We start from the raw sequence: 23,303 nt of genomic DNA on the forward strand, positions 1-23,303 counted from the left end.
AGCTTAGGACCCGGGCCGGCGGTACCGCAGCAGGAGGGTGTCGCCGCCCTGGAGAACATGTACCAGCGCGAAGTGCTGCAGCGGGGTTTCCGGCGCTCCGGACGTGATCCTCGGAGCGCTGCCGGCGGTCATCCCGGGGCTGAGCGTGAGGCAGAGTTCATCGACCAGTCCGGCAGCCTGGAATGTGCCGAACAGCCTGGGACCGCCTTCGCACAGGATGCGGGTGAACCCCCGGTTCTCCAGCTCCCGCACCGCGAGCGCCGGCTGAACATCCCTGGCGCCCGCCGCGACGACGTCGGCAACTTCCGCCAGCGCCGTCCGCCGGTCCGCGGGGGCACCCGCGGAGGTGAGCAGGAGCGGGCGCACCGGGGCCTGGCTGAACAGCGGACCGTCCGGATCAAGGTCCAGGCTCCCGGAGACGATCGCTGTTGCGGGGTGCGGCGCCATTCCGCGGGCTGCGCGCCAGGCCTGTCCCTGCCGGTCCAGGAGTTCCCCGGCATACCCTTCGGCCCGCACGGTTCCGGCGCCCACCAGGATGACATCAGCGCTCCGTCGAAGCAGGTTGAAGACCCGATGGTCCACACTGTTGCCCAAACCGCCGGACCGGCCTGCCACAGCGGCGGCACCGTCCAATGAAGCCACAAAGTTGAAGCGCACCAGGGGCCGGCCGGGCGCTTCCCCGTGGCTGTCCCACGCATAGGCCGCCAGCAGGTCTTCGTCGCTAAGCTCCGCGGCGGATCCGGCCGCAGTGACCGGTGCGCTCACGCTCCGCGGTCCGGTTCATTGGTGTCGCCCATGTTGTGCCGCAGGTAGGCCGGCTGACGCCATCCGAGGATCGCCTCAGTCATTCTGATGGTCCTGGCCGCAGCAGGCACGTCGTGCATGCGCAGGATCCTGGCTCCGTTCATGATGCTCGCCACGGCTGCCGCGAGGGTTCCTTCGGTCCGCTCGGACTTGGGTGCATCCAGCGTCTCTCCGATGAAGTCCTTGTTGGAGACGGCCGCCAGCACCGGGAAGCCCAGCTCCGCGATCCGTGCGAGGCCGCGGGTGATCTCCAGTGAGTGCAGCGTGTTCTTGTTCAGGTCATGGCCGGGATCAATGATGATCTTCTCTGCAGGAACACCGAGTTCCTGGGCGTATGCGGCGCGTCGGCGCAGGAACTGCGCGACCTCGGCTGCGACGTCCTGGTACTGCGGCCGGGGATACGGTGTGCGGGGCACGGCAAGGCTGTGGGTTATCACCAAGTGGACCCCGGCGGCAGCTGCCACCCGGGCAAGGTCCGGATGGTGCAGCCCGCTGGTGTCGTTGATGACCGTGGCGCCTGCCTCAATGGCAGCCTCGGCGACTGCCGGGAGGAACGTGTCTGCCGAGATCACGGCGTCGGTCTGTTCCCTGACAGCGCGGATTACGGGTACCACCCGGGCGGCTTCTTCCGCCGCACCGAGGGCCGGCCCCGGAGCGAACGGGACACCGCCGATGTCGACCCAGTCGGCGCCGTCGTCGACAGCCTTGAGCGCGGCCTGCACCGCAGCGCCCAGGGCGAACGTCCGTCCGCCGTCGAAAAAGGAATCCGGGGTCCGGTTGATGATCGCCATCAGCGCCACACGTCGGCTGAAATCGAGTGTCCGTGCCCCGATCCGGTGGACGGGGTGGAGCAGCGGCGGTTCATAGGGCCGGGTTGGAACGGCCGATGCGCCGCCCATATTGGCGGCAGGCACCTCTGCCGCGCTTTTCAGACTCATATTTGCATCCTACGGTGGAGCACACCAGGACATGGCCCGCCCCGAAGGAAGGTACCCGATGGAACTGCCGCTGCAGCCCCCCGTGGAGCCCATGCTGGCCAAGGCCGTAGACCGGATTCCCGAGGGCAGGTACGCGTATGAGCCGAAATGGGACGGTTTCCGCGCCATCGTCTTCCGTGACGGCGGCGAGGTGGAGATCACCAGCAGGAACGGCCGGGCCATGAACCGCTACTTTCCAGAGCTGGTGGAAGCGTTCCGGAAGGGCCTGCCGGAGAAGTCCGTCGTGGACGGCGAGATCATCCTGGTCAGCGACGGGGGCACACGCCTGGACTTCGACCTCCTGCAGCAGCGTATCCATCCAGCGGCCAGCCGAGTGGAACTCCTCGCGCAGCAGACCCCGGCTTCCTTTGTGGCCTTCGACCTCCTGGCCCTGGGGAACACGAACCTGGCCGATGCTCCCTTCCGGGAGCGGCGCGCCGCACTCGAGCAGGCCCTCGGCGCCGCCGGCGGCAGGCTGCACCTGACCCGCCAGACCCTGGATCCGCAGACGGCTGCCGAATGGTTTGAGCTGTTTGAAGGCGCCGGCCTGGACGGTGTGGTGGCGAAGGACCTGGCCGGCCCGTATGAGCCCGGGAAACGGTCCATGTATAAGATCAAGCACCGGCGGACGGCTGATTGCGTGCTTGCCGGCTACCGGTTGCACAAAAGCGGCGATGACCGGATCGGCTCACTGCTGCTTGGGCTCTACGACGACGACGGCGTGCTCGCCAACGTGGGTGTGGTGGGGGCCCTGCCGATGCAGCGCAGGAAAGAACTCTTCGAAGAACTGCAGCCCCTGGTCACCTGGGACAGCTCCCATCCCTGGACCCAGGCCGGGCAGGACGCCGGAACGCGCACACCCAGGAACGCCGAAGGCAGCCGGTGGAGCGGCACCAAAGACCTTTCCTTTACGCCGCTTCGCCCCGAACGGGTGATCGAGGTTGCCTACGACCATATGGAGGGCGACCGCTTCCGGCACCCGCCGAGCTTCGTCCGCTGGCGTCCCGACCGGGAGCCTGAATCGTGCGGTTATGCCCAGCTGGATGAACCGGTCCGCTTCGACCTGGCAGACGTTCTGCAGGCGCCGCCGGGGTAGCGGCTGCTTCTTGAAATGGTTGGACCGGCTGGACCACCCCAGCGGCAGGGTTCCGTGGCGGGTACGCGTGCGATGCTTTGCGATGCATCTGCGATGCATGAGACAACGGGCTGTGGCCGTGCTCTCCCGTGGCCATGAGCGGTCACGGAGCGGAGATACGCTGGGAAATATGCAAGAAGGCAACATTAATTTCCATACCCGCAAGTGGGTTCGGCCGGAGGACCTAAACGCGAACGGCACGCTTTTCGGCGGCTCGCTGCTCCGCTGGATCGATGAGGAAGCAACCATCTATGCGATCCTCCAAATGGGTAACGGCAGGGTCGTGACGAAGCTGATGTCCGAAATCAATTTCGTCAGCTCGGCCCAGCAGGGCGACCTGATCGAAATGGGGCTGCGCGCCGTAAAATTCGGCACCACGTCCCTGACCATGCAGGCCGAAGTACGGAACATGATCACCCGATCGAGCATCCTCACGATCGAACGGATCGTGTTCGTCAACCTTGACGAACATGGACGGCCGGCGCCCCATGGTTACACGGACATCACCTACGACCGCGACCGGCTCCCCACTCATCACCTGCCCTCCGTGCCGCCCGTACCCTAGGACCGGTCCCAGGAACCGCCACGGGACGTAACACGGCGCGTTAGGCGTGCCGGCGGGCCCCGCAGCTGAAAGAATCCGAGCAGGCCGGTCGAGTTCGGCCGGTACGGTTCTTGAGCGAAACGGGTAAGGATGCACAGCAACAGCCCCGCTGCCACCGGGCGGGACGGAAGACAGCGGACTCCCCGCCTCATGTTTTGGGGCGCCCTGACCGGGATGGTGCTCATTGCCCTAAACCTGCGGGGACCGATTGTTGCGCCCGCGCCAATTCTCGGCATCCTTCAGGATCAGCTGGGCATGTCAGTGCAGACCTCGGGGCTGCTGACGGCCCTGCCCATCGCGTGTTTTGGTGTGGTGTCCTTCCTGGCGCTGCCCCTGCTGCGCCGCGGAGGGCCGGACCAGGCCATAGCCCTGTGCCTGGCAGGGATCCTGTTTGGAACGCTGCTGCGTTCCTCAGGCGGAACCGGGCTGGCGCTGGCCGGGACGGTTGTCATTGGTGCGTCTATCGCCGTCGGGAACGTCCTGGTTCCGGTGATCATCAGGCGTGACTTTGCGCCCGCGCGCGTGCCGCTCGTAACCGGGGTCTACACCGCCGCAATGAATATCGGTTCCATGATCACGCTCATCCTCACAGCTCCGCTTGCCGAGGCAGTTGGCTGGAGGACAGCCATGGTGGTGTGGAGCGCGCTGGCCCTTGCCGCAGCACTGGCGTGGCTCTCACTCGTCGGCTGGCGGGTCTTTCTCCTCGGCACGCAGAAGGAAGACCCGCCAGGAGGTACCGGCAGCACCGGAGAGGACGGAGGCCCGGCCGGAACCGAGCCGGACGCGCCGCCGCAGGACACCCAACGGTCTGCCTGGCGAACACCCCAGGCCTGGGTCATGCTGATTGCGTTCAGCGGGCAGGCCTTTTCGTTCTATGCCGTCTCGACCTGGCTGCCCACGATGCTGACAGATCTGCTCGGTCTGGATACCGCGGGTGCCGGGGCCGGATCCTCCCTGTTCCAGGGACCGGCGATTGTCGGAGCCCTGGCCGTTCCGCTGCTCTCCCGCCGGTTGAGGATCCGGACCCTGCTGTGGCTGACCTGCGCGGCCTGGGCGGCGCTTCCAGCTGGCCTGCTGCTGGCACCCGCGGCCTGGCCCGTCTGGGTCACCCTGGGCGGTGTCGCGCAAGGTGCCGGAATCACCGTCCTGCTGCTGATCCTCGTGCGGATGGGCGGCTCGGGCCGGCAGGCGGGACAGCTCTCCGCCATGGTGCAGGGCGGCGGCTACCTGGTCGCTGCCACCGGTCCCGTGGTCCTGGGCACACTGCACAGCGCGTCTGGCAGCTGGATCCTTCCCCTGGCGGTCGTGGGGATCAGTATCGCTGCGCTGTTCTTTGCGGGCTCTGCCGCCGCCAAGGTGTCCGACGGCGCCCGTCGCCCGGCGTAGGCCCGACCGCGCGGGCCGGCTCCGAGCACGTCCGTTCTTCAGTCCGCGGCGCCCTCTGCGAGTTCCCGCGCCAGCCGCGCTGCCTGCTCGGCGCCCAGCGGAGCGCCGGGAAACCTCCCCAGCCGATCCAGCGGAAGGCTGCCCATCAGACTGAGGGCCGCTGAGAGTGAAGCGGCAGCCGCCGGGTCACCGTTCCCGCCGCTGGAGCCTGTGAGCGACTCCAGGAGAACGCGGGCAGCCCGGGGGTCCGCCAGCCACTGGTTGACCGGCGAAGAGGCGGTTGGAAGGGGGGAGGGCCCGCTGCCTTCCACCTCGATCATTTCGCTCAACCTGATGTCGCGCGAGGATGATCCCACTTTCAGGAGGTATGCGCCGCTGTCCGTTACCCATGACCGGGTACCGGGATCGAAGCGGTCCAGGCTTCCGGCAGCCAGGTCGAAGGTGACGCGGGTGCTTTCTCCGGGATCAAGCTCCACCCGGGAGAAACCACGCAGTTCCTGGGCGGGCCGCGGGACGCCGTTTGGTGGCCCGCCCACATAGAGCTGCACCACTTCCGCGCCCGCCCGGCCGCCGGTGTTGGTGACGGTGACACAGACCCGCACCGCGGCTCCGGTTCCAGTTCCCTCGGCCGTGGCTTCCAGGCCGGTGTAGTCAAAGGAGGTGTAGGAAAGCCCGTGGCCGAAGGGAAAGGCAACCGGCATCTGCCGGGTGTCGTACCACCGGTACCCAACCAGCAGGCCTTCGCCGTACCGGACCTCGCCGTCCTCACCGGGGAAGTTGCCGAAGGCAGGGGTGTCCTCGATAGAGAGCGGAAACGTCTCAGCCAGCTTTCCCGAAGGGTTGACGTCGCCGAGGAGGATGTCCGCCACGGCCTCTCCGCACCCCTGCCCGCCCAGCCAGCCTTCCAGTACAGCCGGCACCTGAAGCGCCCAGGGCGTGGTCACGGCGGAGCCGTTGAAGAGGACGACTGCCAGGTCTTCCCGCACCGCCGCAAGGGACGAGAGGAGCCTGAGCTGGGTTTCCGGCAGGTCCAGGGATACCCGGTCAGCGCCCTCCGTTTCAGCCGAATCCGGCAGTCCCAGGAACACGACAACCTGGTCGCCGTCCGCTGCCGCGGCAACAGCCTCCGCCGCCAGCGCGTCGCCGTCCGTCCCGCCACCTTCCTCCAGCGCATAGCCTGCCGTGAAGCGTGCCCCCGGAACCCGCGCCGCCAAGGCGTTCCACGGGGTGCTGAGCCGTACGGGGTTAACCCGCGATGATCCGCTGCCCTGGTACCTGGGCGTCCTCGCCAGCTCACCGATCACCACCAGGCGCCGCTGCGCGCTGAAGGGCAGGACGCCGCCGTCGTTTTTCAGGAGCACCATGGACTGCACCGCAGCACGCCTCGCCAGCCGGTCATGGGCAGCGTAGTCGGCCGGGCCGGACACCTTGTCCGCAGTACGCTCGCCCAGGACCCGGAGGCGCTCCACCGCGGCGTCCACATCACCGGGTGAGACCAGTCCGGCATCCAGCCCCGCAAGGACTTCGCGGGGCCCGATCCCGTTGGAGGCGGGCATCTCCAAGTCCAGTCCGGCCGCGAGCGCAGCGGCCAGGTCTGTCACGGCACCCCAGTCGGAGACAACGACGCCGTCAAAGCCCCATTCGTTCCGCAGGACCTGTGTGAGCAGCCAGGGGTCCTGGGCTGCGTGGAAGCCGTTCAGCTTGTTGTATGCCGGTTCCGCCGGTGGGCAGTCCTGACCTGTTGCTGGCCTGCGGGCAGGGCTATCGTTCGAATAGATCCGTGGAACGTCCTGTTCCGCCTCGAGGGGAGAAGAGGGCGATGAAATCCCAGTTTGACCGGTACCGGCAGATCGCCGAGATTCTCTACCGCAACGGATTGGGCTATCTGGTTTCGGTGTCCGGCCTGGAAGCCAGGATCCCGTTCCGCCGGCAGTCCGCGCAGGAGGCTGCCCGCGTTGACAGCCCCGAATACCTGCGCCGGGCCCTCGAAGAGCTCGGGCCCACCTTCGTCAAGCTGGGCCAGTTGCTTTCCACGCGCGCAGACCTGCTTCCGCCCGAGTACATGGAACAGCTGGCCAAACTGCAGGACAGGGCCGCACCTGCCGCGTGGGCGGATGTCCACGCCGAGCTGGAGCGGGAATTCGGCAAGGATCCGCTCAGGATGTTTTCGGCGTTCAACACGACGCCGATTGCCAGCGCTTCCATTGGCCAGGCCTACGCGGCCACGCTGCCGGACGGAACCGACGTCGTCGTCAAGGTTCGCCGGCCCGGCATCGGCCCGACGGTGGAATCAGACCTGGCGATCCTGCAGTCGCTGGCGGGGCACGCCAGCAGGCGATGGGAAGCAGCCAGGGACTATGACGTCAAGGGATTCATCGACGAGTTCGCCGATACCCTGCGCCAGGAAATGGACTATGCCCAGGAGGGAAGGAACGCCGACCGTTTTGCGGTCAACTTCGAGAACGACGCGGCAGTGCTCATCCCGCATATTTACTGGGAGCACAGCACCCACAACGTCCTGACCATGCAGCGGATGTACGGGATGAAGGTGACGGACACCAGGGCGCTGGACGCAGCAGGAATCGACCGCAAGGCGCTTGCCGCCACGGCCGCCAATGCGGAAATGAAAATGGTCTTCGAGGACGGTTTCTTCCACGCTGACCCCCATCCCGGGAACATCTTCGTGCAGCCGAATGCGCAGATCGGGCTGATCGATTTCGGCATGGTGGGGGAGCTGGATGACAAACTGCGCGGTCAGCTCTCGGCGCTGTTCGTCGCGGTCATCCGGAAGGACCCCGACCGGATGGCTTCTGCCCTGCTGCGGATGACCGTCACACGGGTCCGCCCGGACCGGGTGAAGCTCCGGATGGACCTCGCGGCCCTGATCCGGCTGTACTCGAACCGGACGCTCAAGGACGCACCGGTGGGCAGGATCATCAGCACCGGCCTGGGGATCATCCGCAACCACCATCTGCAGCTGCCGCGCGAAATAGCCCTGCTCATGCGCATGCTGATCATGACTGAGGGAATGGGCGAAGTGCTGGATCCCGAATTCAGCATGGGCAAGACCCTTGCGCCCTATGCCAAGCGGATGACCATGGAGCAGCTGAACCCGGTCAACTACGCGAAGCGCCTCGGCAAGGCCGGGGGAGAACTGCTGGAGCTGGGGGCGGACCTGCCGGGCCAGCTCCAGCGGCTGGTCAATACGCTGGACTTCGAAGGCATGGAGGTGCACCTGCGTGCCGGGGACCTCGTCCCGCTGGTGGAGCGCCTGGAACGCGTGGGCAACAGGATGGTGGCTGCCATCTTTGCGGCCGCCTTCATCCGCGGCGTGGGCGAACTGACGCTGGGCGACGCCGACCGCTGGCGCAGCTGGCAGGCTCCGTTGATGGGCGCCGGGCTGGCGTCAACGGGCGTGCTGGGCGGCTACCTTGCCTGGTCGGCACGGAAACAGCGGCGGCTGGACGCCGGCTGACCAAAGAAAAGGAACGGCCGGCCACCGCATGCAGCGGTGGCCGGCCGTTCCTGGTGGATGACTCAGCGCTTGCCGAGCTCCGCCGTCGGGGTCCGGAAGGACTCCTTTGCGGTCAGGGCTGAAATGGTGGCGATCAGGCAGATAGCTGCGGTGAACCAGCTGATCACGACCCAGCCGCCGGGCTGCAGGCCGCCCAGGGCAGCCACGATGGACGGCGCGAAGCCGGCCATGAGGAAGCCGAGCTGGGTGCCGATGGCCAGGCCGGAGAAGCGGACCTTGGCGCTGAACATTTCAGCGTAGAAGGACGGCCAGACCGCGTTCGCAGCGGCGTAACCGCAGCCGAAGACCACCACGGAGAGGGTGAACTGCAGCAGCGAGTTACCGGATTCCATGGAGAGCAGGTAGAACGGCATCACGATCGCGCTGGACAGGGCGCCGTAGATGAACACCGGTTTCCGGCCGAAGCGGTCCGCCGCCATGCCGAACAGCGGCTGGGTGAACAATGCGGCGATGTTGCCTGCGACGACCAGCCACAGCGTGATGGTGGCGTCAACATTGCCCACCTCGGTGCCGTACTTGATGGCCAGGGTGCCGTAGACAGTGGAGACTGCGGCGATGAAGGCGCAGCAGATAACGCGCAGCACGTCGCGCCAGTGGTGCTTCAGCAGGTCGCCGACGGGAAGCTTGGAAATCTCGTTGTTGGCCTTGGCTTCCTGGAAGGTCGGCGTCTCGTGGAGGGTGCGGCGGATAAAGAACGTCACAATCACGACGACGGCGCTGAGCCAGAACGGGATGCGCCAGCCAATGCTGTACTTGATGTCGTCCGGCAGTGCCATGACCGGGATGAAGACCATGGCAGCGAGGATCTGGCCGCCCTGGGTGCCGGTGAGGGTCCAGGAGGTGAAGAACGCACGGCGGCCGTCAGGCGCGTGCTCCAGGGTCATGGAGCTGGCACCGGCCTGCTCTCCGGCAGCAGAGAGGCCCTGGGCCAGGCGGCAGAGGACCAGGAGCGTGGGCGCCCACCAGCCGATGGTGCTGAAGCTCGGCAGGCAGCCGATGAGGAACGTAGAGGCACCCATAAGGATCAGGGTGAACATCAGGATTTTCTGGCGGCCGACACGGTCGCCGAAATGGCCCAGGATGACCGCGCCGACGGGACGGGCGATATAGGCGAAACCGAAGGTGGCGAGCGACATGATGCTCGCCTGTGCATCCGCGTCCGGGAAGAAGACGTGCGGGAAGATCAGCGATGCCGCAGTGCCAAAGATGAAGAAGTCGTAGTACTCGACCGCGCTGCCCATGAAGCTTGCCGCGGCGGCCTTCTTCGGGGTCTTTGCGGTGGCTGAAGCGGTCTGTGCGGGCACAGCGCTCATGGGGCCTCCAGGTAGTGATGTGTGCGTAAAACGCACGATTGTTTTACATGCGAACACCACAAGTTATACCGGCGGGTAGTGAGACGCAAGCCATATGTGCGCTGTACGCACAATTGTGCAAAATGTGAACAGCCGGTACCGTTGGCGTTGCCCGGCGTACGGGCGCCGAAGGGAGAACCACTTGAGCACCATCACTGAATCCCTGCTCGTCGGATTGATTGGCGACGGGATCACCGCATCGCTGACTCCGCCCATGCATGAACGGGAAGCAGCAGCGTGCGGGCTTCACTATCTGTACCGGCCGGTGGATCTCGCCGTGAACGGCCGTTCCGCCGCCGACGTCGGAGACCTTTTGCGCTACGGGCGGGATCTCGGCTTCAACGCATTTAACATTACGCACCCGTGCAAGCAACTGGTCCTGGAGCACCTGGACGAGGTTTCCGAGGACGCCGCCCGGCTGGGAGCAGTGAACACTGTCCTGATCCAGGACGGACGGTTCATCGGCCACAACACGGATTACTCCGGGTTTGCCACCGCCCTGGCCCAGGGACTGCCGGATGCTGCACTGGATGCAGTGGTACAGCTGGGAGCCGGAGGCGCCGGTGCTGCAGTTGCCTACGCCCTGCTGAAGGCCGGCACGCGGGAACTGACCCTGATCGACCTGGATCCGGAGCGGACGCGTGAACGCGCCGCGGCCCTTGCCGCTCTCTTCCCTGATGCGGTTGTCCGCCCGGGGAGCCGTGAAGATCTTGCGCCGGCCCTGTCCTCGGCAGACGGATTCGTGCAGGCAACACCTGTGGGAATGCACTCGCATCCCGGCCTGCCGCTGGACCCGGAACTGCTCCGTCCGGAGACCTGGGTGGCGGACGTGATCTACCGTCCCGTCCGCACACAGCTGGTTGACGCGGCTGAGGCCCGCGGCTGCAGGGTGCTCGACGGCGGGCACATGGCGGTGGGGCAGGCTGTGGATGCCTTCCGGCTCATCTCCGGAGTAGAACCTGACGCTGCCCGCATGCGGGCCCACTTCCTGGAACTGGTCAACAGCGGCCGCTGAGCCGCCTTCGAAAGGACTCCATGCGCACCTCTATTGCCACGGTCTGCCTCAGCGGCACCCTGGAAGACAAACTGCGCGCCTGCGCGGCAGCCGGTTTCGACGGCGTGGAGATCTTCGAACAGGACCTGGTGGTGAGCCCCTCCAGCCCTGAGCAGATCCGCAGCCTGGCCGCCGGCCTGGGACTGACGCTGGACCTCTACCAGCCCTTCAGGGACTTCGAAGGGGTGACCGAGGACCTGCTGGCGGAGAACCTCCGCCGCGCCGAAGCCAAGTTCCGGCTGATGAACCGGATGGGAATCGACACCATGCTGGTCTGCAGCAACGTTGCCACGGCCACTGTCGATGACGACGCCGTTGCCGCGGCCCAGCTGCGGCGCATGGGCGAGCTGGCCGCGCGTTACGGGATCCGCCTGGCGTATGAGGCCCTGGCCTGGGGCCGGTTCGTCAGCGACTTTGAGCATGCCTGGCGCATCGTCGAAATGGCAGACCACCCCAACGTGGGCACGTGCCTGGACAGTTTCCACATCCTTTCCCGCAGGTGGGATCCGGAAGCAATCGAAAAGATCCCCGCTGAGAAGATTTTCTTTGTGCAGCTGGCGGATGCGCCCGAACTTTCCATGGACGTGCTGTCCTGGAGCCGCCATTACCGGGTATTCCCGGGAGAAGGAGCGTTCGACCTCGTGCGGTTCATGGGCCATCTGGTCCGGAGCGGGTATGACGGACCGGTTTCGCTGGAGATCTTCAACGACGTCTTCCGGCAGGCCGCCGAAGAACGGACGGCCGTCGACGCCATGCGTTCCCTGATCAGGCTGGCCGAGCGGACCTCGATCCACCTGCAGGAGGAAGGCAACGGACTCGGCACCATGGAGCTGGCCACGCTCCCTGGCGTGGGCGAACCGCTCGGATTCAATTTCGCCGAGGTGAAGGCAGGCGACCCGGAGCATATCCGGACACTGCTCTACCAGCTCGGATTTACCAGCCTTGGACAGCACCGCACCAAGCAGGTGGAACTCTGGGCCCAAAACGGCGTCCGGATGATCATCAACAGCCAGCAGGCCGACGGGATGTCCCCGGGCATCTCCGCGGTGGGGCTGGATGTTCCTGACGCACCTGCCGCGGCATCACGCGCGCTGCAGCTCAAAGCGACACCTGTGACCCGCCGCAGCCAGGCGAACGAGGAAGTGCTCCAAGTCGTCGCCGCACCGGACGGCACCGAAATCTTCCTGTGCCAGGCTGAGCCCGCGGGCCCGGGCTGGATGAGCGAGTTCGGCGGCGGCACCACCGTTCCGGCTCCCGGCAGCATCACCGCGATTGACCACGTCAACCTCTCCCAGCCCTGGCAGCACTTCGACGAGGCCGTGCTGTTCTACGAATCAACCCTTGCCCTCTCTCCCCGTCCCAGTGTGGAGGTGCCCAGCCCCATGGGCCTGGTTCGGAGCCAGGTGATGCACAGCTCAGACGGCGCTGTCCGGATCGCACTGAACATTGCACCGCTGGTGTTCGACGGTGCCGGCGACGGTTCCGGGTATCCGCAGCACGTGGCGTTCGCCTGCAGCGACCTCGTCAGCGTCGCCCGCACCGCCGTCGCCCGCGGCCTGGAGTTCCTCCCGGTTCCGGAGAACTACTACGAAGACCTGGAAGCCCGTTTCGGGCTGGACCAGGCGTTCCTGGCAACGCTCAGGGAGCTGAACCTGCTGTACGACCGGGACGCCGACGGCGAGTTCCTGCATTTCTATACCGCCACGATCGGCAACGTGTTCTTCGAAGTCGTGGAACGCCGGACCGGCTATGAAGGGTACGGCGCGCCGAACGCACCCGTCCGGCTTGCGGCCCAATATCAGGGGTCCCGCGCCTGACCTGCAGGGATGCCCGCCCTTAGCCTGCTCGTCAGGTAGGATCGTGCTCGGCGCCCGGAGCGGGGGCAGGAGGGCAGGGGGACGTGGTGCGCAGCAGTCAGGCCTGGTACGTAAAGTCGGTCGAGAAGACCTTTGCCGTCCTTGGTGCCTTCACGGCAGAGTCTCCCCGGCTGAGCGTGAGCGAGGTTGCGGCCGCTGCCGACCTGAGCCGTGCCGCGGCACGGCGGTTCCTGCTCACGCTGGCAGACCTTGGCTACCTGTCCGGGGACGGCGCACGCTATCAGCTGGCTCCCCGTTCATTGAACATCGGCTCTGCTTTCCTTTCGAGCCTCACTCTGCCGGCCCTTGCGGAACCGCACCTGAAAACCCTCTCGGCGGATCTGCAGGAGACGGCGTCGATCTGCATCCTTGACGGAGAACACATCGTCTACGTTGCCCGGATCACATCCCCGCGGCTGGTCAGCGTTGCGGTGCATGTGGGTACGCGGTTTCCGGCATGGGCGACTTCCATGGGCCGGGTGCTGCTCGCCGCCCTTGAGCCTGAAGACATGGAGTCCCGGCTGGACCGGTCCGACCTGCGTCCCTACACGCCCAACACACTGTGGGACCGGGCGGCGCTGCTGGATGAAATCGACGGCGTGCGCCAACGCGGCTGGTCCGTTGTTCTTGAAGAGTATGAGGAAGGCCTGAGCGGAGTGGCAGTTCCCATCCATCAGGGGAACGAAGTCGTGGCCGCCGCGAATGTCTCCCTGCACCACCGGAACCCCACGGGCCCGGCCCTGAGCGAGACGGTGCTGCCCCGGCTGAGGGACGCTGCTGCTGCCATCTCCGCGGACTACGGAATCCGGGTTACGGGCTAGCCCCGACGGCCAAGGGTACCGGCCATGTTCCGCGCTTCCGCGCTTCCGCGCCGGGCAGCGAACTGCGGCGGAGGCCCGTTCGCCAACCTCCACCGCAGTCCGGTCTCATCCGGATTCGCCTGTCCCTTTACGCTGAGGCGTAATCCGAGGCGTTGTACAGGTTCAGGTTCAGGGCCGAGGCAATCTGCGCCACGGCCTTGCGTGCGCGCACGCTGTTGCCTGCGGCGTCCAGGGGCGGGGAGAACGCCGCGATGGCCAGGACCCCGGGCATGACCGCGAGGACACCTCCGCCCACGCCCGATTTACCCGGCAGGCCCACCCGGTAGGCCCAGTCGCCGGAGGCGGTGTAGAGCCCTTCCATGGTCATCTCCGCCAGCATGGGCGGAACAATATCCGGGTGGGAGATGGCAGCCTTCTTCGTGACGGGGTTGGTGCCGCGGGCGGCGATGGTCGCTCCCATGGTGGCCAGATCAACCGCGGTCACCAGGGTGGAGCACTGACGCGTGTACACGTCACAGGCTTCCATCGGATCCGAGTACATCGTCCCGCCCGAGTAGAGCAGCCACGCGATGGCACGGTTATGGAAGTTGGTGGACTGCTCCGAGTTATTCACGGCATCGCTCATCTTGATTTCCCGGCCCGCGAACGCAGACTGGGTGGCCAGGATCTTCTGCCAGCGCTCTTCTGCGCTTCCGGCCGGGATGAGTGACACCGTGGACATGGCTCCGGCGTTGACCAGCGGCGAGAGGGGTTTGTCTCCATGGAGGGCTACGGCGATTACCGAGTTGAACGGTTCTCCGGTGGGGTCCGCACCCACCTTGTCGTGGAACTGGGGCAGTCCCACTTCATCCATGGCCCGGGCCATGGAAAAAACTTTGGAAATTGACTCCAGGGCGAACTCGAAGTTTGAGTCGCCGGTTTCGAACACCTCGCCGTCGACGGTCACTACGCTGATGCCGAACAGGGCAGGATTCACCGAGGCGAGATAGGGAATGTAGCTGGCGTTCTCTCCGCCCTGGTCCGGCCTGAAGTCACGGTGGGCAGCGTTTACGGCAGCCTGGACCGCTGAGCTGTCGACTTTCATACCGCTGTACTCCCGCCTGCTGCCGGGCCGGGCCGCGGCCGGTGCGCCCTGGTGCGCCCTCCCTGCTCCGTTCCCCGGGACCCCGCACCGGCTGCCGAAGACTTTCCGGAATGCTTCCCGGCTGTTGTGCCGGGACTTGCACCGGCTGCGGCTCCGCCTTCTGTGGTGGCGTCAAAAGACTGCTCCCACTTTTCGGACAGCTCGGCGGTGGCAGTCGAGGATTCGTTGACTGTCCCCGGATGCTTGTGTTCCAGCTGCCAGGTGAAAGGCACAAACTCCGTCTGCGGATCCTTCCAGTGCGGCTTCCGGAACGCGTAAATGACCATGGGAAGGATGATCAGCAGCACCGCGCCGCCAACGAGGATGCCCACGTAGGTTTCCGGGGATCCCACGGAGATCTGGTCCGGCGGAATAAAGCTGAAGACGAATGCCATCAGCGATCCCAGGAACCCGACGCCGCCGATCAGCCACATGCCAATGTCGCCGCCGGGCACCCGGTAGGGGCGGGGCCGGTTCGGCTGGCTGTAGCGCAGGTAGATGGCGGCAGCGAACATCAGCAGGTACATGACCAGGTACAGGATCACGGTCAGCTGGCTCAGGATCTGGTAAGCGGCCTGAACCGACGGCAGGACCACGTAGACAACACCCAGGGCCGTGACCATAAACGCCTGGAAGAGCAGGATGTGGGTTCCCATGCCGTGCTTGTTTGTGTGCTGCCAGAACCGGGGAAGATACCCGGCCCTGCCCACAGCGAGGAGGCCGCTGGATGGTCCGGCGACCCAGGTGACCACACCTGCCAGCACGCCGATGAGGAGCATGGCAGCGACAATCGGAGAGGCCCAGCCGATGCCGGCCCATTCGAACATGTCATTGTAGGAGGTCAGCAGGCTCTGGGTCAGGTTGATGTCCGCCTGGGGCACCACGAAGGCGATTGCCAGGGTTCCCAGGACAAAGATCACCACCGTACCGGCAGCTGCTATCAGCACTGCCAGCGGATAGTTCCGTGTCGGGTTCTTGACGTCCCTGACGTGGATGGCGTTCATCTCCATGCCGGCGTAGAAGAGGAAGATGCTGGCTGCCAGCACAACGTTGGAGAAGTTGGAGAAGTCCGGCAGTACCTCACCCCAGCCCATCTCGATCTGCGGCGTGTTGCCCGCGAAGTAGTAGGAAAAGCCCAGGACAATCAGGATTCCGGCAGGGATCAGGGTGCCGATAATGCCGCCCCACTGGGCAACCTTGGAGAACGCAGCTGCACCGCGGAAGGCAATGAAGGTGGCCAGCCAGTAGACCACCAGCACCACAGCCAGGACAAAGGCTTTGTTCCCCGAAAGCTGTGCATCGATGTTTTCGTCGGTTCCCGTGTAGGCCAGGGATACCGCACCGAAGGTCAGGACCGTTGGGAACCAGATGGTGACTTCTATGAAGAGCATGAACATCGCCAGGAAGGCCCAGCGCGGTCCGAAAGCTTCACCAACCCAGCGGAACACACCTCCGGTCTCCGGCCAGCCGGTCGCAAGTTCGGCCGCCACGATGGAAACAGGGACCAGGAAAACGACGGCGGCAAAAACGTAGTAGAAAATCGAACTCAGTCCGTATTCGGCCTCAGCCGGCAGTCCGCGAAGGCTGACAACGGCCACGATGTTCATGACTGCGAGTGCGCCGATGGTGATCGACGCGTTCTGCTTGGCGCGGCTTTTGCGGTCCGGTGCTGATCCGGCGGATGCGGTCGATGCAGTGGAATCGCTCATACCACTCACCTCCTGGATCTAGTGATGGAACCCCGGGTGTTCCTGCTCCGCGGGCATAGGGGCACTGAGATTCTCCAGATAGGAGGTCTCGGCCTGGATATCAGCCAGCAACCGTCCCGCGAGATCCATGCTCAGGCCGTTGCGCACCACGATCCGCTCGACCGTGAGATTGCTCAGGTTGTCCGGCATGGGGTAGGCCGGCACCAGCCAGCCCTTGAGCCGCAGGCGGTCCGCAAGGTTGTAAAGCGTCCACCGGTCGGTGTGGCCCTCCTTGAGGCGCCAGGCGAAGACCGGAATATCCGAACCGTCGTTCCATAGTTCGAACGGTCCCATCTGCGAGATCCCGTGCGAGAGGAAGAGCGCCACGTCCTGGCTGTCCTGCTGGACTTTTTGATACCCGTCGAACCCGAGACGGAGGAACATGTAGAACTGCAGAACCACCTGTGCCCCAGGCCGGGAGAAGTTCAGTGCGAACGTCGGCATGTCGCCGCCGAGGTAGCTCACGTAGAAGATCAGGTCCTCCGGGAGCCACTGCCGTTCGCGCCACACCACCCAGCCCAGTCCCGGGTAGACCAGTCCGTACTTATGGCCTGACGTGCTGATCGAATGCACGCGTTCGATCTGGAAATCCCATTCCAGGTCCGGCTGGATGAAGGGGGCGATCATGGCACCCGAAGCACCGTCCACGTGAATGGGAATGTCCAGTCCGGTGGATGCCTGGATCTCGTCAAGCTTGGCGGCAACCTGCTTCACGGGCTCATACATCCCGGTGTAGGTCACGCCCATGATGGCCACGACGCCGATGGTGTTCTCGTCAACATACTTTTCAAGTTCAAACCCATCGAGGCATTTGTGCTCCTCGCTGATCGGCACCAGCCGGGCCTCGACATCGAAGTAGTTGCAGAACTTCTCCCAGCAGACCTGGACAGCCGAGCTCATCACCAGGTTCGGCTTCTCGGTGGACTTGCCCTCAGAACGGCGCTTGTGCTGCCACAGCCGTTTGAAAGCCAGGCCGCCGAGCATGCACGCCTCGGACGAACCAATGGTTGACGTTCCGATCGTGCCCTCGGGATTGGGGGAGTGCCACAGTCCCGCAAGCATCTTCCAGCAGTACTGCTCGATTGCAGCGGTCTGGGGATACTCGTCCTTGTCGATCATGTTCTTGTCGTAGGTTTCGGCGTAGAGCCGGTTCGCCTCGTCGTCCATCCAGGTGCTGACGAAGGTGGCCAGGTTCAGCCGGGCATTTCCATCCAGCATCGTCTCGTCGTGCACGATCTGGTAGGCCGTTTCCGGCATCATCTCGTGTTGCGGAAAGGTGTGCTTCGGTGCTTGCGTGGACTCTCCCGGCCGGGAGAACACCGGGTTGACCGTAAAAAACTCCTGGGGTTCGTTCTGCGGCATGGCTTCGACCTCTCGTAAGGAGTGTCCAACGTGATTACAGGCCGCGGTGGGCGGCGCTAAAGGCCCCACAGGTGTGCGCGCGTTCGACTATACGCGCGGCTGATCGGCCATTCTAGGTATCAGAGGGCATTCTGCTGCGTAGCGCCGGGACATCATGCGAGTAACTCAAAGCTGGCCCTCCGGCGGCCTTCCCTGCCCGCCTCCCGTTGAGCGGGGGTGCTGCCGCGCGTACGCTCTGATGACTTATTCGTTTCCCGCAGCAGTCCCGGTACCCGGAGGCTCCCCAGGGAGCCGCGGGGAAACCGGGGGAGCGGTGCAACCGCAGGAGAAGCCATGGCTGGACTAAGCCGCCGAGACCGTTTTGACCTTCCAGAACCCATGCGCCGCCTGTTTGAAGGGGACTGGGAGATGCCCGCCTTCAGGGTGGAGGAGTATCGGGACACCAACGCGATGGTGGTGCGGGCAGAGCTTCCGAGCATAGATCCGGAGAAGGACCTGGACGTGACAGTTTCGGACGGCACCCTGCGGATTAAAGGCGAGCGCCGGGAAGAGACCTCGAACCGGTCCAAGAACGGATACCGCTCCGAGTTCAAGTACGGATCCTTCAGCCGGGATATCCGGCTGCCTGCAGGCAGCAGCACCGATGAGGTAACAGCGTCCTACCGGGACGGTGTTCTGGAGGTTCGGGTGCCGCTCCAGGATGAGGGCAGCACCGGACGGAAAGTACCGATCAGCCGAAGCTGACGTCCGGCGGCTTCCGGTCCGCCGAGGGAGACGCCCAGGCCGTTTCGACAGTTCGGCAGGGGACGGCAGCTACGAACTGCCGCTGCCGTCCCCTGGCCGGTACGTGCTCAGTGTGGCCGAAGCGTCAGGGGCCACCCACACCCGGCTCATCCTGCTGCCCGCGGCAGACACTGAGGTGGACGTCGAACTTGGCGGGGACCCGCCGTCGACCATCCTCAGGGTCTAGGCCGGAGCACCTGCGTATTCGGGGTAATCCGTGTACCCGTCCGCACCGTCAGAGTAGAAAGTTGACGGGTCCGGTTCATTCAGGGGCAGGCCGTTCTGCCAGCGGAGCGGAAGGTCCGGGTTGGCAATCGCGGGACGGCCTACAGCGACGGCGTCGCACAGGTCCCGCTCCAGCAGTCCGGCGGCTTCTTTCCGGGTGGTCACGACGGCGAAGCCGGTGTTCAGCAGAACGGGCGATCCGAAGCGGCGGCGGAGTTCCTGCACCAGGCCGCCCGCCGGATCGTCGTGGAGGACGCTCAGGTATGCCAGCCCCAGCGGGGCGATCTCATCCACCATGGCACCGTAGGTGGCCAGGGTCTCCTCGGCGTCCCTCTCCCACACGTCCTGGACGTTGTGTTCGGGGGAGATTCGCAGCCCAACCCTCTCCGCGCCAACCGCGGCGGCTACGGCGGTGACGACTTCCACCACAAAACGGGCGCGTGCCTGCGGCGAACCGCCGTAACCGTCCGTGCGGCGGTTCGAGGACGGGCTCAGGAATTCGTGCAGCAGGTAACCGTTGGCCCCGTGGAGTTCGACGCCGTCGAACCCCGCCTCCACGGCAGAGACGGCGCCGCGGACAAAGATGTTCCGCATTTCATCCAGTTCCAGTTCACCGAGCTCGCGCGGCTGGACGTGCGGCAGCTTGCCCGCCGGCGTGCGGATAACGCCGTCAATGGCGACGGCGCTGGGAGCCACGGTCTGGAAGCCGCCGTTCAGCTCCGGGTGGGAAACCCGTCCGGCGTGCATGACCTGGGCAAAGATCCGGCCGCCGGCGTCATGCACCGCATCGGTCACCTGCCGCCAGCCGGCCAGCTGCTCCTGGTGACGAGGCCCGGCTGTCCGGAGAATCCCTGCCCCTCGCGGGAGGGGTAGGTTCCTTCGGAAACAATCAGGCCCAGGGACGCGCGCTGGCGGTAATGCTCGGCCACGAGCGGACCGGGGATCCCTTCGGTGCCGCTGCGCACACGGGTCAGGGGCGCCATCACCAGGCGGTTGGGCAGCTGGAGCGAGCCGAGGGTCAGGGGAGAAAACAGATCTGTCTGCACGTACTTCCTTTCGGCAGGCACGGCGAAGTCACCTGCGCATTGGGGATACCTGCCCAAACTCCCTTTGCCCCGCGCCTATTCCCGTGAGGGCGCCTACCGAACCTCACGGATGAGGTTGGTGATGCGGGCGGTGGAAAGCCGGCGCCCCTCTTCGTCGGTCATGACAACCTCGTGGGTTGTGACCGTTCCGCCCAGATGCACGGCTGTGGCGGTGCCCGTGACGAGACCGGTTGAAACAGACCGGTGGTGCGTGGCTCCCACCTCAATGCCGACGGCGTAGCGCCCGGGACCGGCATGCAGCGAAGCGGCGAAGGAGCCCAGGGTTTCGGCCAGGACCACGTGGGCGCCGCCGTGCAGGATCCCCGCAACCTGCTGGTTTCCCTCCACCGGCATGGTCGCCACGATGCGGGAGGGGGACATTTCCGTGAACCGGATGCCCAGCTTCACCACCAGTGCCCCAACCCCCGATTCCCCCAGCCAGGGATGCAGTTCGGCCGGCACGCCGGCGTCGATCAGTTCCTGCAGCTTGGGGACCTCGCCCTGCGCGGGGCCGGCCTGGCCCGGCGTGAAAATGTCGCTCATGCCCACTAGGCTTACACCTGTGAGTGAAACTGCCAAACTGGCCTCTGCCCCTGTCTCTTCAACCGACTCCGGAACCGTCGCCGACCCCGCGGATTCCCTTGACGGGCTGGGGATCGCCGAGGTCCCCGAGTCGCCGGACACCGCGGCTGATGCCCCGGTCGGAAGCCACGCGGCACCCACGCCTTCCGCAGTACCGCTCGGTACCCTCAACGCCGCCGGGAACAACCGCCTGCTGGTCCTTGACGGGCACTCCATGGCCTTCCGTGCCTTCTACGCCCTCCCGGCGGAGAACTTCTCCACGGACACCGGCCAGCACACCAACGCCGTCTACGGCTTCACCTCCATGCTGATCAACCTGATCAAGAATGAGGAGCCGACACACATCGCGGTGGCCTTCGACCTCGACACCCCGACGTTCCGCACCGAGGAGTACTCGGAGTACAAGGGCGGGCGGAACAAGACGCCGGAGGAGTTCCACGGGCAGGTGGACCTGATCATCAAGGTCATGGAAGCCATGCGCATTCCCACCATCTCCCTGGACGGCTACGAAGCCGACGACATCCTGGCCACGCTTGCAGAGCAGGCCTCGGCCCGGAACTGGGATGTCATGGTGGTCTCCGGAGACCGGGACGCGTTCCAGCTGGTGGATGACCGCGTCACCGTTTTCTATCCCAAGAAGGGTGTCTCCGACCTGCCGCGGATGGATGCTGCCGCAGTGGAAGAGAAGTATCTTGTGCCGCCGGACAAGTATTCGGACCTGGCTGCGCTGGTGGGGGAGTCCGCTGACAACCTGCCGGGCGTCCCGGGTGTTGGCCCCAAGACTGCTGCCAAGTGGATCAAGCAGTACGGCGGACTCGAAGGAATCCTCGAGCACCTGGATGAAATCAAGGGCAAGGTCGGCGACTCCCTCCGCGCGAACATTGAAGACGTAAAGCGCAACCGGCGGCTGAACCGGCTGCTGCGCGACCTCGACCTGCCGGTGGACCTCGACGCCATGGCTGCCCAGCGGCCCGACCGCGAGGCCATCGAGGAACTCTTCGACGCACTGCAGTTCAACGCGCTGCGCAAGCGTCTCTTCGACGTCTACGGCGAAGAGGAGATTCCCGGGGACCATCCGGAGCTGCTGCCTCCGGCCCACAGCACGCTCACGTCCGCGGATGACCTCCAGGCCTGGTTCCAGGCCACCAACCAGAAACCGGCCGGGATCCGGCTGGTCACGGAAGGGGCCGGTGAATCCCGGGAAGCGACCGGACTTGCCGTCGTCACCGACGAGTCAGCGGCCTATATGCCGCTGCTTGAGCTGGACGCTGAAGCGGAGCAGGTCCTTGCCGGCTGGCTGGCGGACAGCAACGCCCCGAAGGTGGTCCACGACTTCAAGGACGCCTACAAGCTGCTCTCCCGCCGCGGACTCCGTCTGCGCGGGGAGATCGATGATCCCGCGATTTCGGGCTACCTCATCCAGCCTGACCGGCGCAGCTACGACCTGGCGGACCTGAGCCTTCAGCACCTGAAGCTGTCCCTGGATTCCGCGGCTTCGGCCAGCAACCAGCTGGAACTCTCCCTGGACGGCGAGGACACAGCCGCTCCGGCCGTGATGGAGGCCTTCGCTGCGCTGCGCCTGAGCGAGCACTTCTCCGGCCTGCTGGTTGAGCGCGGAGCCAACCAGCTGCTCGGTGGGCTGGAACTGCCGCTGTCGGAAGTGCTGGCGGAGATGGAGCTGGCCGGGATCGCCGTCTCGACCGACAAGCTGGACGGCCTGCTGGACGAATTCGGGCGCACCATCGAGGTCGCCAAGGAGGAGGCCTTCGCCGTCATCGGCAAGGAAATCAACCTCGGCTCCCCGAAGCAGCTCCAGGTAGTGCTCTTTGAGGAACTTGGCCTGCCCAAGACCAAGAAGATCAAGACCGGATACTCCACCGACGCCGATGCGCTCTCGGACCTGATTATCAAGACGAACGGCCATCCGTTCCTGGCCCACCTGCTGGCCTACCGTGACGCCTCCAAGCTCCGGCAGACGGTGGAAGGCCTGCGCAAGTCGGTGTCCGACGACGGCCGGATCCACACCACCTACGCGCAGACCGTTGCCGCGACTGGCCGTCTGTCCTCCATCAACCCCAACCTGCAGAACATCCCGATCCGGTCCGAGGAAGGGCGCCGGATCCGTGAAGTGTTCGTGGTCGGGGAGGGTTATGAAACCCTGCTGACGGCGGACTACTCCCAGGTGGAAATGCGGATCATGGCTCACCTCTCCGGTGACGAAAGCCTGATCCAGGCCTTCCGCGACGGCGAGGACCTGCACCGGTTCGTCGGCTCGCACATTTTCGGGGTTCCCCCGGAAGAGGTCACCAGTGCCATGCGTTCCAAGGTCAAGGCCATGTCCTACGGCCTGGTCTACGGCCTGAGTTCGTTCGGCCTCTCGAAGCAGCTCTCCATCCCGGTCGACGAGGCACGCACGCTGATGCGGGACTACTTCACCCGCTTCGGAGCCGTCCGCGACTACCTGCGCGGCGTCGTCGAGCAGGCGCGCAAGGACGGCTACACCTCCACGATCGAGGGCCGCCGCCGGTACCTGCCGGACCTTGCCAGCACCAACCGGCAGCTGCGCGAAATGTCCGAGCGTGCCGCCCTGAACGCACCGATCCAGGGCTCCGCAGCGGACATCATCAAGAAGGCCATGCTGGGCGTGGACGCAGAATTGAAGAAGCAGGGCCTGAAGACACGTATGCTGCTGCAGGTGCATGACGAACTCGTCCTGGAAGTCGCCCCGGGTGAGCGGGAGGCAGCGGAGAAGCTGGTCCGGGAGCAGATGGCCGGCGCCGCCGACCTCTCCGTACCGCTGGATGTCTCAGTGGGCTGGGGCGCAAGCTGGCACGAGGCAGGGCACTAGGACAAACCAGCCAGGGGGAGACA

17 protein-coding genes and 1 pseudogene are annotated in these 23,303 nt (G+C 65.5%); 9 read left to right on the forward strand and 9 right to left on the reverse strand.

From position 1 onward, the window contains the following. Positions 1 to 3: 3 nt before the first annotated feature. Together NF551_RS08070 and folP are read right to left on the reverse strand one after the other, a co-directional pair. The gene (locus NF551_RS08070) at positions 4 to 765 is read right to left on the reverse strand and encodes a pyrimidine reductase family protein (RefSeq protein WP_227896803.1); all 762 of its coding nucleotides are present in this window, start codon (positions 763 to 765) and stop codon (positions 4 to 6) included. After that, on the reverse strand, positions 762 to 1,703 hold the full coding sequence (gene folP, locus NF551_RS08075; protein WP_227896930.1) for a dihydropteroate synthase: 942 nt from the start codon (positions 1,701 to 1,703) through the stop codon (positions 762 to 764). The genes NF551_RS08070 and folP overlap by 4 nt, the downstream gene beginning before the upstream one ends. 97 nt (positions 1,704 to 1,800) lie before the next feature. Here folP and NF551_RS08080 point away from each other — a divergent pair, with 97 nt between their 5' ends. The 3 genes from NF551_RS08080 (at position 1,801) to NF551_RS08090 (ending at position 4,906) form a co-directional block, all read left to right on the forward strand. Continuing rightward, positions 1,801 to 2,877 carry an ATP-dependent DNA ligase gene (locus tag NF551_RS08080; protein ID WP_227896802.1) on the forward strand — a complete coding sequence of 359 codons (1,077 nt, stop codon included), beginning with the start codon at positions 1,801 to 1,803 and terminating at the stop codon, positions 2,875 to 2,877. Positions 2,878 to 3,046: 169 nt separating this feature from the next. Further along, positions 3,047 to 3,481: an acyl-CoA thioesterase gene (locus tag NF551_RS08085; protein WP_227896801.1), complete on the forward strand. Its 435-nt coding sequence runs from the start codon at positions 3,047 to 3,049 to the stop codon at positions 3,479 to 3,481. A 129-nt stretch (positions 3,482 to 3,610) separates the two neighbouring features. Further along, positions 3,611 to 4,906 carry an MFS transporter gene (locus NF551_RS08090; RefSeq protein ID WP_252604990.1) on the forward strand — a complete coding sequence of 432 codons (1,296 nt, stop codon included), beginning with the start codon at positions 3,611 to 3,613 and terminating at the stop codon, positions 4,904 to 4,906. 38 nt (positions 4,907 to 4,944) lie between these two features. Here the strand turns inward: NF551_RS08090 and NF551_RS08095 are convergent, their stop codons facing one another. Further along, complete coding sequence (locus NF551_RS08095) at positions 4,945 to 6,783, reverse strand: glycoside hydrolase family 3 C-terminal domain-containing protein (RefSeq protein ID WP_349293304.1); 1,839 nt, start codon at positions 6,781 to 6,783, stop codon at positions 4,945 to 4,947. On the opposite strand from NF551_RS08095, the gene NF551_RS08100 reads away from it, so the two are divergent. Continuing rightward, entirely contained in the window at positions 6,726 to 8,381 is a 1,656-nt protein-coding gene (locus tag NF551_RS08100; protein ID WP_252604991.1) for an ABC1 kinase family protein, read from the forward strand. The genes NF551_RS08095 and NF551_RS08100 overlap by 58 nt on opposite strands. A gap of 62 nt (positions 8,382 to 8,443) precedes the next feature. Here NF551_RS08100 and NF551_RS08105 read toward each other — a convergent pair whose 3' ends face one another. After that, positions 8,444 to 9,754 (reverse strand): MFS transporter, encoded by a 1,311-nt coding sequence (locus NF551_RS08105; protein ID WP_227896799.1) that lies wholly within the window; start codon positions 9,752 to 9,754, stop codon positions 8,444 to 8,446. 181 nt (positions 9,755 to 9,935) lie between these two features. Between NF551_RS08105 and NF551_RS08110 the strand changes: the two genes are divergently transcribed. The 3 genes from NF551_RS08110 to NF551_RS08120 all read left to right on the forward strand — a co-directional run bounded on the left by NF551_RS08110 (position 9,936) and on the right by NF551_RS08120 (position 13,524). Continuing rightward, entirely contained in the window at positions 9,936 to 10,808 is an 873-nt protein-coding gene (locus NF551_RS08110) for a shikimate dehydrogenase (protein WP_227896798.1), read from the forward strand. A 20-nt stretch (positions 10,809 to 10,828) separates the two neighbouring features. Then, positions 10,829 to 12,664, forward strand: a complete 1,836-nt coding sequence (locus tag NF551_RS08115) for a bifunctional sugar phosphate isomerase/epimerase/4-hydroxyphenylpyruvate dioxygenase family protein (RefSeq protein ID WP_227896797.1) — start codon at positions 10,829 to 10,831, stop codon at positions 12,662 to 12,664. Positions 12,665 to 12,747: 83 nt separating this feature from the next. Continuing rightward, the gene (locus NF551_RS08120) at positions 12,748 to 13,524 is read left to right on the forward strand and encodes an IclR family transcriptional regulator domain-containing protein (protein ID WP_227896796.1); all 777 of its coding nucleotides are present in this window, start codon (positions 12,748 to 12,750) and stop codon (positions 13,522 to 13,524) included. A gap of 127 nt (positions 13,525 to 13,651) precedes the next feature. On the opposite strand, the gene glsA is transcribed toward NF551_RS08120, so the two are convergent. Genes glsA through gad form a run of 3 tightly spaced genes read right to left on the reverse strand, consistent with a single transcriptional unit; the run spans position 13,652 to position 17,757 of the window. Then, entirely contained in the window at positions 13,652 to 14,608 is a 957-nt protein-coding gene (gene glsA, locus NF551_RS08125) for a glutaminase A (protein ID WP_227896795.1), read from the reverse strand. Beyond that, positions 14,605 to 16,356: a glutamine/gamma-aminobutyrate antiporter GadC gene (gadC, locus tag NF551_RS08130; RefSeq protein WP_227896794.1), complete on the reverse strand. Its 1,752-nt coding sequence runs from the start codon at positions 16,354 to 16,356 to the stop codon at positions 14,605 to 14,607. Before gadC ends, glsA begins: the two co-directional genes overlap by 4 nt. 18 nt (positions 16,357 to 16,374) lie before the next feature. Beyond that, positions 16,375 to 17,757, reverse strand: a complete 1,383-nt coding sequence (gene gad, locus NF551_RS08135; RefSeq protein ID WP_227896793.1) for a glutamate decarboxylase — start codon at positions 17,755 to 17,757, stop codon at positions 16,375 to 16,377. Positions 17,758 to 18,090: 333 nt separating this feature from the next. Here gad and NF551_RS08140 point away from each other — a divergent pair, with 333 nt between their 5' ends. Next, on the forward strand, positions 18,091 to 18,501 hold the full coding sequence (locus NF551_RS08140) for an Hsp20/alpha crystallin family protein (RefSeq protein ID WP_227896792.1): 411 nt from the start codon (positions 18,091 to 18,093) through the stop codon (positions 18,499 to 18,501). 222 nt (positions 18,502 to 18,723) lie between these two features. On the opposite strand, the pseudogene NF551_RS08145 reads toward NF551_RS08140, so the two are convergent. Together NF551_RS08145 and NF551_RS08150 are read right to left on the reverse strand one after the other, a co-directional pair. Further along, a pseudogene (locus tag NF551_RS08145) lies at positions 18,724 to 19,748 on the reverse strand (alkene reductase). Between the two features lie 156 nt (positions 19,749 to 19,904). Next, positions 19,905 to 20,393 carry a hotdog fold thioesterase gene (locus tag NF551_RS08150; RefSeq protein ID WP_227896791.1) on the reverse strand — a complete coding sequence of 163 codons (489 nt, stop codon included), beginning with the start codon at positions 20,391 to 20,393 and terminating at the stop codon, positions 19,905 to 19,907. 253 nt (positions 20,394 to 20,646) lie between these two features. On the opposite strand from NF551_RS08150, the gene polA reads away from it, so the two are divergent. Then, a complete protein-coding gene (polA, locus tag NF551_RS08155; protein ID WP_229971435.1) occupies positions 20,647 to 23,280 on the forward strand; it encodes a DNA polymerase I in 2,634 nt (877 codons plus the stop codon). Positions 23,281 to 23,303: the final 23 nt, after the last annotated feature.

The organism is Arthrobacter caoxuetaonis (genome assembly GCF_023921125.1).
GTDB classification, from domain to species: Bacteria; Actinomycetota; Actinomycetes; order Actinomycetales; family Micrococcaceae; genus Arthrobacter_B; species Arthrobacter_B caoxuetaonis.